The sequence below is a fragment of the Burkholderia sp. Bp9099 genome, from assembly GCF_003857805.1.
In the GTDB taxonomy this organism is placed as follows: Bacteria; Pseudomonadota; Gammaproteobacteria; order Burkholderiales; family Burkholderiaceae; genus Burkholderia.
Genome location: NZ_QTPU01000031.1, coordinates 68,586 through 82,404, shown reverse-complemented (window position 1 = coordinate 82,404; position 13,819 = coordinate 68,586). Strand labels below are relative to the sequence as shown.

The 13,819-nt window shown below is 67.9% G+C and carries 13 protein-coding genes; 6 read left to right on the top strand and 7 right to left on the bottom strand.

Features of this window, described 5'->3' with window-relative positions:
• Positions 1-678 (top strand): 4Fe-4S dicluster domain-containing protein (locus DIE17_RS30015; protein ID WP_185735398.1); only part of this gene is annotated, 678 nt, incomplete at its 5' end.
• A 118-nt stretch (positions 679-796) separates the two neighbouring features.
• Here DIE17_RS30015 and DIE17_RS30010 read toward each other — a convergent pair.
• The 3 genes from DIE17_RS30010 to rbsK all read right to left on the bottom strand — a co-directional run bounded on the left by DIE17_RS30010 (position 797) and on the right by rbsK (position 4,097).
• On the bottom strand, positions 797-1,744 hold the full coding sequence (locus DIE17_RS30010) for a dihydrodipicolinate synthase family protein (RefSeq protein WP_044846060.1): 948 nt from the start codon (positions 1,742-1,744) through the stop codon (positions 797-799).
• A gap of 45 nt (positions 1,745-1,789) precedes the next feature.
• Positions 1,790-3,109, bottom strand: coding sequence for an MFS transporter (locus tag DIE17_RS30005; protein WP_124488978.1), 1,320 nt, complete (start codon positions 3,107-3,109; stop codon positions 1,790-1,792).
• A gap of 61 nt (positions 3,110-3,170) precedes the next feature.
• A complete protein-coding gene (rbsK, locus tag DIE17_RS30000; protein WP_409333440.1) occupies positions 3,171-4,097 on the bottom strand; it encodes a ribokinase in 927 nt (308 codons plus the stop codon).
• Between the two features lie 241 nt (positions 4,098-4,338).
• Between rbsK and DIE17_RS29995 the strand changes: the two genes are divergently transcribed.
• Positions 4,339-5,409, top strand: a complete 1,071-nt coding sequence (locus DIE17_RS29995) for a LacI family DNA-binding transcriptional regulator (RefSeq protein WP_124523062.1) — start codon at positions 4,339-4,341, stop codon at positions 5,407-5,409.
• A gap of 78 nt (positions 5,410-5,487) precedes the next feature.
• Here DIE17_RS29995 and aroC read toward each other — a convergent pair whose 3' ends face one another.
• From aroC to DIE17_RS29980, 3 genes are all read right to left on the bottom strand, one after another.
• Entirely contained in the window at positions 5,488-6,588 is a 1,101-nt protein-coding gene (aroC, locus tag DIE17_RS29990) for a chorismate synthase (protein ID WP_124523060.1), read from the bottom strand.
• Between the two features lie 262 nt (positions 6,589-6,850).
• Positions 6,851-8,785 (bottom strand): MFS transporter, encoded by a 1,935-nt coding sequence (locus DIE17_RS29985; protein WP_124523058.1) that lies wholly within the window; start codon positions 8,783-8,785, stop codon positions 6,851-6,853.
• Positions 8,786-8,924: 139 nt separating this feature from the next.
• Positions 8,925-9,380 carry a CBS domain-containing protein gene (locus tag DIE17_RS29980; protein ID WP_044846066.1) on the bottom strand — a complete coding sequence of 152 codons (456 nt, stop codon included), beginning with the start codon at positions 9,378-9,380 and terminating at the stop codon, positions 8,925-8,927.
• A 158-nt stretch (positions 9,381-9,538) separates the two neighbouring features.
• Here DIE17_RS29980 and DIE17_RS29975 point away from each other — a divergent pair, with 158 nt between their 5' ends.
• Entirely contained in the window at positions 9,539-9,856 is a 318-nt protein-coding gene (locus DIE17_RS29975) for an Mpo1-like protein (protein ID WP_044846067.1), read from the top strand.
• 18 nt (positions 9,857-9,874) lie between these two features.
• On the opposite strand, the gene DIE17_RS29970 is transcribed toward DIE17_RS29975, so the two are convergent.
• Entirely contained in the window at positions 9,875-11,203 is a 1,329-nt protein-coding gene (locus tag DIE17_RS29970) for a YihY family inner membrane protein (RefSeq protein WP_124523056.1), read from the bottom strand.
• Between the two features lie 148 nt (positions 11,204-11,351).
• Here DIE17_RS29970 and wrbA point away from each other — a divergent pair, with 148 nt between their 5' ends.
• The 3 genes from wrbA to DIE17_RS29955 are packed head-to-tail and all read left to right on the top strand — an operon-like array spanning position 11,352 to position 13,811.
• Entirely contained in the window at positions 11,352-11,972 is a 621-nt protein-coding gene (gene wrbA, locus DIE17_RS29965) for an NAD(P)H:quinone oxidoreductase (protein WP_044846069.1), read from the top strand.
• On the top strand, positions 11,969-12,370 hold the full coding sequence (locus DIE17_RS29960; protein WP_044846070.1) for a DUF2069 domain-containing protein: 402 nt from the start codon (positions 11,969-11,971) through the stop codon (positions 12,368-12,370). Before wrbA ends, DIE17_RS29960 begins: the two co-directional genes overlap by 4 nt.
• 19 nt (positions 12,371-12,389) lie before the next feature.
• The gene (locus DIE17_RS29955; RefSeq protein WP_124488970.1) at positions 12,390-13,811 is read left to right on the top strand and encodes an FAD-binding oxidoreductase; all 1,422 of its coding nucleotides are present in this window, start codon (positions 12,390-12,392) and stop codon (positions 13,809-13,811) included.
• Positions 13,812-13,819 lie beyond the last annotated feature (8 nt).

The window sequence follows — 13,819 nt, the reverse complement described above, 5'->3', positions numbered from 1 at the left end:
ATCGGCGACGACGCGGGCTTCCTGAACGCATCGCGGATCAAGGGCAGCCACGCGGCGATCAAGACCGGCATGCTGGCGGCGGACGCCGCGTTCGACGCGTTGCAGGCCGGTCGCCAGAGCGATGAGCTCAACGCGTATCCGGACGCCTTCAGGCAATCGTGGCTGTACACGGAGCTGTACCGCGCGCGCAACTTCAAGCAGTGGATGGCGAAGGGTCTCTACCTCGGCACGCTGATGGTCGGGCTCGAGCAGAAGTTGATGGGCGGCAACGTGCCGTGGACGCTGCACCACAAGCATGCGGACCACGAGATGCTGAAGCCGGCATCGCAGTGCACGCCGATCGAGTACCCGAAGCCGGACGGCAAGCTGACGTTCGACCGGCTGTCGTCGGTGTTCATCTCGAACACGAACCACGAGGAGAACCAGCCGGCGCACCTGACGCTGAAGGACGCGAGCGTGCCGGTGAACGTGAACCTGCGCACCTACGCGGGACCGGAGGCGCGCTTCTGCCCGGCGGCCGTGTACGAGTTCGTGAAGAACGACGACGGCAGCGACCGCCTCGTGATCAACGCGCAGAACTGCGTGCACTGCAAGACCTGCGACATCAAGGACCCGACGCAGAACATCGTGTGGGTCACGCCGGAAGGCGGCGGCGGGCCGAATTATCCGAACATGTAACTGCCGAAGAACGCCGCCTCGCGCGGCGTTTTTTTTCGTCGGTTCGACGTTCGACATTCGACGCCGCCCGGCTCTCCATCGGGCGCGCGACTCATGCACCGCGCCCGTATCGGCTGCGCTAACGCGCCGCGATCCGCCGACGGAAATGCTCGGTACCGGACACGATCTTGTCGAGCACCGCGTCGAGCGCCCAGAAGCGCTCGCGCACGTCGTAGTCGATCGCACGGCAACGAATCGATCCGAACGTGCCGATCCGTTGGTGATAGATCTTCGCAAGCGCCGGGTAGCCCAGCGCTTCCGACACCGCCGAGAGCACCAGGAACGTCGACAACTCGTCGGCCAGCGCCGGATCCGAGCCGCCCTGCGTGCGCAACCATCGGTACAGGTCGGGATGGAAGTTGGTGAACACGCCGTTGAAACCGGCCGAACCCGCCTTCATCGCATCCCATGCGATCGCGGCGTTCGCATTGAGGATCTTCAGCGGCGACCCCGCGGCGAGTGCGACGCGTCGCTTCACCGTCTCCAGATCGCAGCTCACGTCCTTCAACATCACGAAGCGGCCGGTGTCGATGCACGCACGCAGTTCGTCATCGGACAGCAGTCGCCGATAAGGCGCCGGACATTCGTACAAACCGAGCGGCAGATCCGACGGCAACCGGGCGAGCAGCTTGTGAAGATGGTCGAGAAGCGCCGCGCTGCCCTTGCGCTGCGGATCGAGGCGGTTGGTCACGAGCACGACGCCCTGCGCCCCCGATTCCGCCGCGGCACGCAGCTCGGCGACCTGCGCATCCAGATCGTCGCTGATGTGCCCGGACGCGACGACGGGCACGCGCCCGGCCACCCGCTCGACCACGAAACGCGCGAGTTCCGCACGCTCGGCAAGACTCAGGAATTGCATCTCGCTCGATTGCGCGACCGCGAACAGCGCATCCGAGCCGTGCGCCAGATACCATTCGACGAGTCGCTCGAGGCCCGCGTAGTCGATCGCGCCGGCGTCGTCGAACGGCGTCAGCATCACCGGTACGATCCCCTCGATGGTTGCGCTCGATTGCCGATGTGGTTGCATCTGTTTCTCCTTCCTTCAGTGAATACGGGGGTGTAGCCGACGGACTCAGGCCGGCAGCGGTCCGGGCGCGGCGCTCGCGGACTGCTCGGGAATCGGTTTGCGCACCAGCAGCAGGTAAGCCATCGCGCCGGCGAATGCGATTGCCGCCGCCGTCAGCAGCGCGGGCACGAACGACCACCTCTGCGCGATGACCCCCGTCAGGATCGGCGCGAGCGCACCGCCGATGAAACCGCCGAAATTCTGGATCGCGCCGAGCGATGCGACACGGCTCGGCGGGGCGGCCGCCGTCGCGAGCGCCCACGAGCATGCCGACGCCGCATTGGCGAGAAAGATCACGACCGAGATGCATGCGAGCGCGACCGTGTTGCTCTGCACGAGCGCGGCCGGAATCGTGAACGCGACCATCCCGAGCATCGCGACGACCACCGCGTTGCGCCGGCTCACGACCGGCGAGCGGCTGCGGCGCGTCACCAGATCCGAGAGCCAGCCGGCAACGAGCGAACCGACGAACCCGCACAGGAACGGCACGGATGCCGCAAACCCGGTGCGCACGAGGCTCATGTGACGCTCCATCGTCAGGTACCCCGGCAGCCAGGTCAGGTAGACCCAGTTCAGATACACGGAACCGAAGAATCCGAGCAGCATGCCCCAGGTCGTGCCGTGCGAAAACAGGCTGCGCCAGTCGGCGAAGGTCAGTTTCGGCATCGCGACGGCCGTCTGCGCATCGGTATCGAGATACGCGCGTTCCGCCGCGGTCAATTGCGCGCGCGCCGGATCGCGGTACAACGCAAACCAGACGACGGCGACGACGAGGCCGAGCGCACCCGTCACGACGAATGCCCAGCGCCAGTTGAACGATGCGACGAGCACCGCGAGCAGCAATGGCGCGAGTGCGGTGCCGAGCGGCGACGCCGCGTTGAAGATCCCGGTCGGCGTACCGCGCGCGCGCAACGGAAACCAGTTGCTCACCACCCGCGCCGCCGACGGGAACTGCGGCGCCTCGCCGATGCCCAGCACGATGCGCGCGACGATGAACCAGCCGAAGGTGGACACGATGCCGCCCGATGCCTGCGCGAGCGACCAGACGATCAGCCCGATGCCGAGCAGCCGGCGCGGCCCGATGCGATCGACGAGTCCGCCGACCGGGAACTGGCACAGCGCGTAGCTCCACGAGAACGCCGACAGCAGCAAGCCCATCTGCGAGAGCGACAGCCCGAGATCGCCCCGGATTGCCGAACTCGCGACGGCCAGCGTGCCGCGGTCGAGATAGTTGACGATCCCGCTCGCCATCAGCAGCGCGAGCGCAATACGTTGTCCGCGCCGGATACGTGGCGGCGCAGTCGGAACAGCATGATTCTCGTTCATTGCGTTTGTCTCCATGTCCTGAATGGTTTCCGGGCCTCGGTCTGTTCCGTCTTCGCGGAATCTATGCGGCCCCACGCTCCACTTCCTCGCGTGTCGGAATCGACGTCTGCGCGCCGTGGCGCGTGACGCTGATCGCGGCCGCACGCTGTCCGAACGCGATCGCGTCGTCCATCGACGCGCCGCTCGCCCGGGCGGCCGCGAAGCCGCCGACGAAGGTATCGCCGGCCGCCGTCGTATCGACGGCGACCACCGCCATCGCCCGATGGCGGCCGCTCCCTGCACTTCCGCGCCAGCAGACGCCGCGCGCGCCCAGCGTGACCAGCACGTTGCCGACACCCTTCGCGCGCAGCGCGTCGGCGGCCCGCACCGCCGACGCGTCGTCGCCGACGGCAATGCCGGTCAGCGACTCCGCTTCCGTTTCGTTGACGACGAGATAGTCGATGCGGGCCAGCAATGCGTCGAACAGCGGCCGGGCCGGCGCCGGATTGAGCAGCACCGGCGTGCGATGCGCGATCGCATTGCCGATGGCGCGCGCGACGGTCTCGATCGGCACCTCGAGCTGGCACACCATCAGCGCCGCGCCGGCGATCGCGTCGCGCGCCCGGTCGATCAATTCGGCATCGAGGCGCGCGTTTGCACCGGGCACGACGACGATGCTGTTCGCGCCGTGCGCATCGACCGTGATCGTCGCGACCCCGGTTGCCTCGCCGTCGATCCGGTGCAGATGCGTCACGTCGATGCGCTCCGCCGCCAGCGCGTCGTGCAGACGTGCGCCGAACGCATCGTTGCCGACGCAGCCGATCATCGCGACCGACGCACCGAGGCGCGCGGCGGCCACCGCCTGGTTCGCCCCCTTGCCGCCGTGAACGGTCTGGAACGTGGTGCCGAGCAGCGTTTCGCCCGGCACGGGCAGCCGCGGCGCATGCGTGACGAGGTCGACGTTGACGCTGCCGACGACAGCGATCCAGGGTGGTCTGGTGTGGATCATCATCGAATGTAATCGCTTACATTTTCGACGTACAAAATGGCCTGATCGGCCTTCGTCGACGAAAACTTCACGATGCGGTTGAAATCTGTGTCTGACATAATACGGAGTAGCATCAAGATAGCGCTTACATTCTCACAGGCGAGACCGGGATTGCAAGCGGGACCACGATGAATCGAGGGTAAACGATGGCGTTTTTGACCACGCGCGGAGCCTGCAGGGCAGCCGCGCCCGGGGATAACCGATGAGTACGCCTTCATCCGGCGGTGGCGCGGCTCGCGCGCGCCGCGGCAGCGGCCGGTCGGTGCTCGGCGACGTCGCGAAACTCGCCGGCGTGTCGACCGCGACCGTTTCGCGCGTCTACAACGATCCCGGCAAGGTCTCGGCCGACGTGCAGCAGCGCGTGCGCGACGCGGCACGTGCGCTGAACTGGATTCCCAACGCAGCCGGCCGCGCACTCGCCTCCACGCGCACCCACATCACCGGGGCGATCATTCCGACGCTCGACGACCAGGTGTTCGCATCGCAGGTAGCGGGCATGCAGGCGGTCATGGCCGAGCATGGCATCACCCTGTTCCTGGGCTGCTCGAATTACGATCCGGCGCAAGCGCTCGCGCAGGTGCGCGCGATGCTGTCGCGCGGCGTCGAAGCGGTGTCGCTGGTCGGCGAAGCCTATCCGCCGGAAGTATTCGAACTGCTCGACCTGCATCGGGTGCCGTATGTCGTCACCTATGCTTACCGCGACGACAGCCCGCACTGCTGCATCGGCTTCGACAACCGCGCGGCATTCGCGCGACTGACCACGCACCTGCTCGAGCTCGGGCATCGCGATTTCGCGATCATCATGCAGCCTTCGGCCGACAACGACCGCGTGCAGGCCCGCCTGCGCGGCATTCACGAGACGCTCGCCGCGCGCGGGCTCGCGGTCAGGCCGATCCACCAGCACGAGGGCGCGGCCACGATCGCGTTCGGGCGGGCGAGCCTGCGCGCGATTGCCGACAGCGGCGCGACGCGCCCGACGGCCGTGATCTGCGGCAACGACGCACTCGCGCTCGGCGCCCTGCTCGAGGCCCAGGCACTGGGCCTCGACGTGCCTTCGCAGCTGTCGATCACCGGGTTCGACGATGTCGCGCTGGCTCGCGAAATCCGGCCGGCGCTGACGACGATGTGGGTCGACACCGATGCGATCGGCCGCAAGGCCGCCCGCGCGTTGCTCGACGCACTCGAAAACGGCGCAGCCGGGCCCGGTTGCGCGGTACTGCCGGAGCTGCGGGTACGCGAATCGGCCGCGCCGCCGGATGCGGCGGCCCAATGAAAACGGGGCGCCGCAGGCGCCCCGTTTCGCATCGAATCGGCCAAATCGGTCGAACCGGCGAGTGCCGGCTCCGCTGCATCAGGTCGCGCTGCCCGCGATCTTCGGCGTCGGCGTCTCGACGTCGCCGCACTGTGCGCGATGGCGCAGCGCGTGGTCGATCAGCACCAGCGCGAGCATCGACTCGGCGATCGGCGTCGCGCGAATGCCGACGCACGGGTCGTGGCGGCCGAAGGTTTCGACGGTCGCTTCTTCACCGGACTTCGTGATCGAACGGCGCGGCGTGCGGATGCTCGAGGTCGGCTTGATCGCGATCGACACGGTGATGTCCTGCCCCGTCGAAATCCCGCCGAGCACGCCGCCTGCATGGTTGCCGACGAAACCGGCCGGCGTCAGTTCGTCGCCGTGCACCGAGCCGCGCTGCGCGACGCTGTCGAAGCCCGCGCCGATCTCGACGCCCTTCACCGCGTTGATGCTCATCATCGCCTTCGCGATGTCCGCGTCGAGCCGGTCGAATACCGGTTCACCCCAGCCGACCGGCACGCCCGACGCGACGACGTCGATGCGCGCACCGATCGAATCGCCGTCCTTGCGCAGCGCGTCCATGTAGGCTTCCAGCTCCGGAACGATCGCCGCGTTCGGCGAGAAGAACGGGTTCTCGCGGACGTGCGACCAGTCGACGAACGGGACGTCGATCTCGCCGAGACCGCTCATGTAGCCGCGCACTTCGACGCCGAAGCGCTCGCGCAGCCACTTCTTCGCGACCGCGCCCGCGCCGACGAGCGGCGCGGTCAGGCGCGCGGACGAGCGGCCACCGCCACGGTAGTCGCGGATGCCGTATTTCTGCCAGTAGGTGTAGTCGGCGTGGCCGGGGCGGAACGTCTCGACGATGTTGCCGTAATCCTTGCTGCGCTGGTCGGTGTTGCGGATCAGCAGCGCGATCGGCGTGCCGGTCGTCACGCCTTCGAACACGCCGGAAAGGATCTCGACCTCGTCGGCTTCCTGGCGCTGCGTCACGTGCCGCGACGTGCCGGGCTTGCGGCGATCGAGCTCGACCTGGATGTCGGCTTCGGTCAGCCCCATTCCCGGCGGGCAGCCGTCGATCACGCAGCCGATCGCGGGACCGTGCGATTCGCCGAAGGTCGTGACAGTGAAAAGCGTGCCGAGGGTATTGCCGGACATGATGGAACCGCCCAAAGAGAAATGGACAAACCGATGCGCTGCCGGGGCCGCTGGCAGGCCGATCGTTTGCCGGTCGAGAAAAGAGGTAAACCGCTATTATGCCAGCCGTCCCGGACCCGCGGGCCGCGTGAACCGTTCAGACCATACTGGCCGGCCACGCAGACGGCCCGGCGCGAGAATCGTCGACCTGCGCCGTTCCGGTCGAACCGGCCGGTTTGCAGCCGCCCGCTGCCCGATACGAAGCCGCCGGGGCCCGCCCTGCCTACTTCCGCGCGCCGCGCAGCTCGGTCACCGCCGCCTGCAACGCCTCGGGCGTCGCGACCGAGGCCGCGATCGGCTCGCCGACCGCGAGCGTCAGCCGGCTCATCACGCCGCGCTTGATGGGCCGCGGCATGCGCGCATCGGCATGACGGGAGAAATAGCTGCCCCACAGCCCGCGCAGCGCCATCGGGATCACGGGCGCCGGCGTGCGGCCCAGGATCTCGGTGATGCCGTGGTGGAAGGTGTTGATGTCGCCCGTCTTGGTCAGCTTGCCCTCGGGGAAGATGCACACGAGTTCGCCGTCCTTCAGCGCGGCCTCGCATGCGTCGTACGCGCGCGCGAGCATGTCGGGATCCTCGTGGCGCGGCGCGATCGGAATCGCCTTCGCATGCCGGAACACCCAGCTCGCGAAGCGCGCCTTGAAGATCCGGTGATCCATCACGAACCGGATCGGCCGCGGGCTCGCAGCCGCCAGCACGAGCGCATCGACGTAGCTCACGTGGTTGCATACGAGCACGGCCGCGCCCTCTTCCGGGATCCGCTCCGCATGGACGAGACGAATCCGGTAGAACGTGTGCACCAGCACCCACGCGACGAAACGCAGCAGGAACTCGGGGACGAGCAGGTAGATGTACGTCGCGACCACGACGTTCAGCAGCGCGGTGACGAGGAACAGGCCGGGGATGTCGACCCCGGCCTTGGTCAGCCCCATCGCCATCAGGGCCGACAGGATCATGAACAGCGCGTTCAGGATGTTGTTCGCGGCGATGATCCGCGCACGGTGGGTCGGCGCGCTGCGGCTCTGGATCAGCGCATACAGCGGCACGCTGTAGAAGCCGCCGAACATCGCGAGCAGGAACAGGTCGGCCAGGATGCGCCAGTGACGCGCGCCGCCCAGGAATTCCCCGACCGACAGCAGATGCCCGGGCGATGGCAGCGAGCGGCTCGCGAAATACAGCTCGATCGCGAACACGCTGATGCCGATCGAGCCGAGCGGCACGAGGCCGATCTCGACGCGCCGCTGCGACAGCCGCTCGCAGAGCAGCGAGCCGAGGCCGATCCCGACCGAGAACGTCGCGAGCAGGACCGTGACGACGTCGGGGCTCGCGGACAGCACGTCCTTCGCGAAATTGAAGAACGACGTGAGGAACGTCGCGCCGACGAACCACAGCCACGAGATGCCGAGCAGGCTCAGGAACACGGTGCGGTTCTGCCGCGCGAGCCCGAGGTTGCGCCACGTTTCGCTGAACGGATTCCAGTTGATCACGAGATCGGGCTGCGGCGCGGGCGTCGACGGCACGCGCTGCGCGACGAGCCGCCCCGCGAGCGCGATGACGACGACGCTCACCGCGAGCACGCGCTCGCCGCTGCCTTCGATGCCCGCGGCCGCGCCGCCGATGATCGTCCCGATCAGGATCGCGATGAACGTGCCCATCTCGACGAGGCCGTTGCCGCCGACCAGTTCGTGGTCGCCGAGATGCTGCGGCAGGTACGAATACTTGACGGGGCCGAACAGCGTCGAGTGCATGCCCATCATGAACGTGCACAGATACAGCAGCGTCGCGCTGTGCGTGACGAAACCGGCCGCGCCGACCAGCATCAGCACGATCTCGAAGGACTTCACGAAGCGCGTGAGCGTCGCCTTGTCGTATTTGTCGGCGATCTGGCCGGAGGTGGCCGAGAACAGCACGAACGGCAGGATGAAGATCGCGGAGATCAGGAACGCGGCCGTCTTCGCGTCGACGCCGGAAAAGCGCGCGGTGTGATAGGTGACGAGCGACGTGAAGCCGATCTTGAACACGTTGTCGTTCAGCGCGCCCAGGAACTGGGTCGTGAAGAACGGCGCGAAACGGCGCTGGCGCAACAGGTCGAACTGCGACGCGTGGGCGCGCCGATCGCCGCGCGACGCGGAAGAGACTTGCGTGTGATCGCTCATGCGGAATACGCGCGAATCGTCTGGGCGAAGCTGCGCGGACCTTGGGTTGTTGTCGAAAAAACGGCGGCGCAGGCTGAACCTGCGCCGCCGTACGCCGAATGGCAGCGCCCGCGCGTCATGGCACCGGGCGCGACGCGATTCACGGCTTCTGCGCTTCGGCTTCCGATTCCGGCCAGTCGCGGATGTACGCCTTCAGCATCCGGTTCTCGAAGCTCTGCGCCTCGACGACCGTCTTCGCGACGTCGTAGAACGAAATGACGCCCATCAGCACCTTCTTGTCGAGCACCGGCATGTAGCGCGCGTGGCGCTCGAGCATCATCCGGCGCACTTCGTTGACGTCGGTTTCCGGCGTGCACGTAAGCGGCTCGTCCATCACCTTGCGCACCTGCACGTCGCCGATCGCGCCGCCGTTCACGTGCAGGCGCAGGATGATCTCGCGGAACGTCAGCATCCCGACGAGATCACCGTACTCCATCACGACGAGCGAACCGATATCGTGTTCGGCCATCGTATCGACCGCTTCGCGCAGCGGCTTATCGGGCGTCACCGTAAACAGCGTGTTGCCCTTCACTTTCAGAATATCGCTGACGCGCATCGTAGTCCCCTCATGCTTGAATGCAAAACCTTTTTCGATCCTATCGGAAAGCCTGTCAAAAGGAAAGCTCAGCCCCGCGCGGCGCGGCGGCCGCCGCTTGCGGACCCGGGCCGGCCGCCGCAAAATGACTCCATGGACGGCGGCCCGAGGAGACGGCCATGGCACATACGCATACGGAGCAATTCGCCAGCTTCGCCGATTTCTACCCGTACTACCTGAACGAACACCAGAACCTGACGTCGCGCCGGCTGCACTTCATCGGCTCGCTCGGCGTGATCGGCTGCGTCGCGATGGCGATCGCGACGGGCCACTGGCCGTGGCTGCCGGCGGCGGTCGTGTGCGGCTACGGATTCGCGTGGGTCGGACACTTCTTCTTCGAGAAGAACCGCCCCGCCACGTTCCGGCACCCGATCTACAGCCTGATGGGCGACTGGGTGATGTTCAAGGACATCTGCACCGGCAAGATTCCGCTGTAAGGCCCGCCCGGCACCGCGTCACGCCGTTTTCGGCGGCCGCGCGTGCGGGTCGGGCGCCCCGCCGGGCACCGGCCCGGGCACGGTCGCGGCCGGCGCACCCGCAAGCCGGTGCGCGGCGATCAGCGACGCAAGCGATACTTCGAACCGGTCGTTCGACAGCACCTCGAGCAATGCCGCGCCTTCGACGTGGCTGCTGCGTCGCTGCAGCTGGTACGTCAGTTCGGTGCGGTCGATCACAAGGACGTCGAACAGCTGCGCCAGCGTCAGCTGCTCCGGATTCGCCAGCAGGATGTAGCACGGCGCGCGATCGCCGCTGTCCAGCCGCGCGATCCACTCCCGCTCCTCCATCGTCGACAGCAGCCGCTGCGCGGTTTCCATGTCGCAGCGCAACATGGCCGCAAGCCGCATCGCCGTATAGCCCGCCTTGCCGACCGCGCGCGCCTCGGCCAGCCGCGCGAGCAATTCGAGCGCGTCGAGCAGGTCGCTGCCCGCATAGTGGATGCGATGGAACTGGCCGACGCGGATCGCCGGCAGCGCGGACGCCACCATCGCGCCGAGCAGCGCGATGAACCAGCTCAGATACACCCACAACAGGAACACCGGCAGCGCCGCGAACGCGCCGTAGACGGCCGTATAGGTCGGAATGCGCCGCACGTAATAGCCGAAGCCGCGCTTCGCGAGCTCGAACGCGATGGCCGCGAACAGCCCGCCGATCACCGCGTCGCGCCATGCGACCGTGCAGTTCGGCAGATACACGTACAGCAGCGTGAACGCGAGCACGGTCAGCGGCAGCGACACGAACGCGAGCAGCCATTCGACGATCGACGTCGACGGCGCGGCGCCGGTGAACGCCAGCGATTGCGTAAACAGGTACGACGAGATCGACAGGCTCACGCCGAACAGCAAGGGCCCGAGCGTGATCAGCGCCCAGTACGCGAGCACGCGCTGCGCGAACGGCCGCGGCTTGCGCACCCGCCAGATCAGGTTGAACGCGGACTCGATCGTCATCATCGTCATCACGGACGTGACGACGAGCACGATCAGGCCGGCCGTCGTCAGCCCCTTGGCCTTCGACGCGAACTGGTTCAGGTACTTGAAGATCTGGACGTTGAACTGCGCGGGCATCAGGTGATCCGCGAGGAACCCCTGCAGCGAGATCTGGAACGACGCGAACATCGGGAACGCGGTAAACAGCGCAAACGCGACCGTCACGAGCGGCACGAGTGCCAGCATCGTCGTGAACGTGAGGCTGCCCGCCACTTGCGGGATGCGATCCTCGGCGCTGCGCCGGGCCGCGAACTGCGCGAGGCGCTTGAGGGTGTCGAGATCGACGCTCAACTTCGGCAAACGGCTTCTCCTTCTCTGCTGACGCCGCGCGCCCGACGGCGCGCCGCCGCCGCGCTGCGCGACGACTTCAGCCCCTATAATAGCCGCTCGATCCAGCAGGGGCCGACTGCACCGGGCATCCGCGCGGCCGCATGCGGCCCCGTCGCCCATGAAAGACATCCTCGTCCTCTATTACAGCCGCCACGGCGCCACGCGTGATCTCGCACTCGCAATCGCGAACGGCATCGACAGCGTGCCCGGCATGCAGGCCCGCATCCGTACCGTGCCGCCCGTCTCGACGGTCTGCGAAGCCACCGCCTCCGATATCCCCGACGACGGCCCGCCGTATGCGGAGTTGCGCGATCTCGAGGAGTGCGCGGGCCTCGCGCTCGGCTCGCCGACCCGCTTCGGCAACATGGCCGCCTCGCTCAAGTATTTCCTCGACGGCACGACGCCGCAATGGCTGTCGGGCGCGCTGACCGGCAAGCCGGCCTGCGTGTTCACGTCGACCGGCAGCCTGCACGGCGGCCAGGAGTCGACGCTGCTGTCGATGATGCTGCCGCTGCTGCATCACGGGATGATGATCGTCGGCATCCCGTACACGGAATCCGCGCTCAGCACGACGCGCACCGGCGGCACGCCGTACGGCGCGTCGCACGTGTCGCAGCACGATCGCAGCGGGCCCGCGGGGCTGTCGGCGGACGAAAAGGCGCTCGCGGCCGCGCTTGGCGTGCGGCTCGCGCGTGCGGCAGCGGCCCTCGCCGACGCCCGGGCCGCCGAGGCCGCATGAACGCGCCTGCCCGCCCCGCCCGTCCCCCCGTCGCCGCCCGGCCGCGCTACGCGCTGGCCGCGGCCGCGTGCCTCGTCGCGCTGATCGCGCTGTCGCTCGCGTGGGAACTGTGGCTCGCGCCGCTGCGCCCGGGCGGCTCGGCGCTGATGCTCAAGGCCGTGCCGCTCGCGCTCGCGCTGCCCGGCGTCTGGCGGCGTAACATCTATACGATGCAGTGGGCGAGCATGCTCATCCTCGTCTATTTCGCCGAAGGCATCGTGCGCGGCATGTCCGACCGCGGATTGTCCGCGACGCTCGGCTGGTGCGAGACCGCGCTCGCCGTCGGCTTCTTCGTGGCCGCGCTGGCCTACGTCGCGCCGTTCAAGCGCGCGGCGAAGCAGCAGCGCGCCGCGTCCTGACCCTTACGCGACCGAACGTATGAATTCTTCCGAAGCCTTCGTATCCGCCTGCCGAGACGCGATCGGCGCCACCTACGTGCTGACCGAGCCGCACGACACCGAACCGTTCCTGACCGACTGGCGCCGCCGCTACAAGGGCAGCGCGTGCGCGGTGCTGAAACCGGCCGATACGGCGGAAGTCGCGGCGCTCGTCCGGCTCGCCAACGCGCACGGCGTCGCGCTCGTGCCGCAGGGCGGCAACACGGGGCTCGCCGGCGGCGCGACGCCCGACGCGAGCGGCAGCCAGGCCGTGCTGAGCCTCGCGCGCCTGAACCGCGTGCGGGCCCTCGATCCGCACAACAACACGATCACGGTCGACGCCGGCGTGATCCTCGCCGACGTGCAGGCGCGCGCCCGCGAAGGCGGCCGGCTGTTCGCGCTGAGCCTCGCCGCCGAAGGCAGCTGCACGATCGGCGGCAACCTGTCGACCAACGCGGGCGGCACCGCGGTGCTGCGCTACGGCAACGCACGCGAGCTGTGCCTCGGGCTCGAGGTCGTGACGCCGCAGGGCGAGATCTGGGACGGCCTGCGCGGGCTGCGCAAGGACAACACCGGCTACGACTTGCGCGACCTGTTCATCGGCGCCGAAGGCACGCTCGGGATCATCACGGCCGCCGTGCTGAAGCTGCATCCGCTGCCGGCCGCGCAGGTCACGGCGCTGGCCGCGCTCGAGTCGCCGCACGCGGCGCTCGACTTCCTCGCGCTCGCGCAACGCGCGGCCGGCCCGCTGCTGACCGGCTTCGAGCTGATGTCCGACTTCTGCATGCAGCTGGTCGGCAAGCACTATCCGCAACTGCGCTATCCGTTCGACCGCACGCATGCGCAGACGGTGCTGCTCGAACTGTCGGACAACGAAAGCGAAACGCATGCGCGCACGCTGTTCGAAAAACTGATGGAAGAGGCGTTCGAGGCCGGGCTCGTGGTCGACGCCGTCGTCGCGGAAAATCTCGCGCAATCGCGCGCGTTCTGGGACCTGCGCGAACACATCCCGCTCGCGCAGGCCGACGAGGGTCTCAACATCAAGCACGACATCGCGGTGCCGATCTCGTCGATCGCGCGCTTCATCGACGAAACCGACGCAGCGATCCAGCAGGCCGCGCCGGGCGCGCGGATGGTCACGTTCGGCCATCTCGGCGACGGCAACCTGCACTACAACGTGCAGACGCCCGAAGGCGGCGACCCGAAGGCGTTCCTCGCGGCATTCCAGAAGCCGATCAACCGCATCGTCTACGACAACGTGCACCGTCACCACGGCACGATCAGCGCGGAGCACGGGATCGGCCAGCTGAAGATCGACGACGCGCAGCGCTACAAGTCGCCGGTCGAAACGGCGCTCATGCGCACGCTGAAGACCGCGCTCGACCCGCGCGGGCTGATGAATCCCGGCAAGGTCCTGCACTGAAGCCCCCG

Bases quoted from the DNA above. Each gene is read 5' to 3' on its own strand.
- aroC (WP_124523060.1), bottom strand. From the start codon at position 6,588: ATGTCCGGCAATACCCTCGGCACGCTTTTCACTGTCACGACCTTCGGC.
- DIE17_RS29995 (WP_124523062.1), top strand. From the start codon at position 4,339: ATGAGTACGCCTTCATCCGGCGGTGGCGCGGCTCGCGCGCGCCGCGGC.
- DIE17_RS29960 (WP_044846070.1), top strand. From the start codon at position 11,969: ATGAACGCGCCTGCCCGCCCCGCCCGTCCCCCCGTCGCCGCCCGGCCG.
- DIE17_RS30005 (WP_124488978.1), bottom strand. From the start codon at position 3,109: ATGAACGAGAATCATGCTGTTCCGACTGCGCCGCCACGTATCCGGCGC.
- DIE17_RS29955 (WP_124488970.1), top strand. From the start codon at position 12,390: ATGAATTCTTCCGAAGCCTTCGTATCCGCCTGCCGAGACGCGATCGGC.
- wrbA (WP_044846069.1), top strand. From the start codon at position 11,352: ATGAAAGACATCCTCGTCCTCTATTACAGCCGCCACGGCGCCACGCGT.
- DIE17_RS29985 (WP_124523058.1), bottom strand. From the start codon at position 8,785: ATGAGCGATCACACGCAAGTCTCTTCCGCGTCGCGCGGCGATCGGCGC.
- DIE17_RS29980 (WP_044846066.1), bottom strand. From the start codon at position 9,380: ATGCGCGTCAGCGATATTCTGAAAGTGAAGGGCAACACGCTGTTTACG.
- rbsK (WP_409333440.1), bottom strand. From the start codon at position 4,097: ATGATCCACACCAGACCACCCTGGATCGCTGTCGTCGGCAGCGTCAAC.
- DIE17_RS30010 (WP_044846060.1), bottom strand. From the start codon at position 1,744: ATGCAACCACATCGGCAATCGAGCGCAACCATCGAGGGGATCGTACCG.
- DIE17_RS29975 (WP_044846067.1), top strand. From the start codon at position 9,539: ATGGCACATACGCATACGGAGCAATTCGCCAGCTTCGCCGATTTCTAC.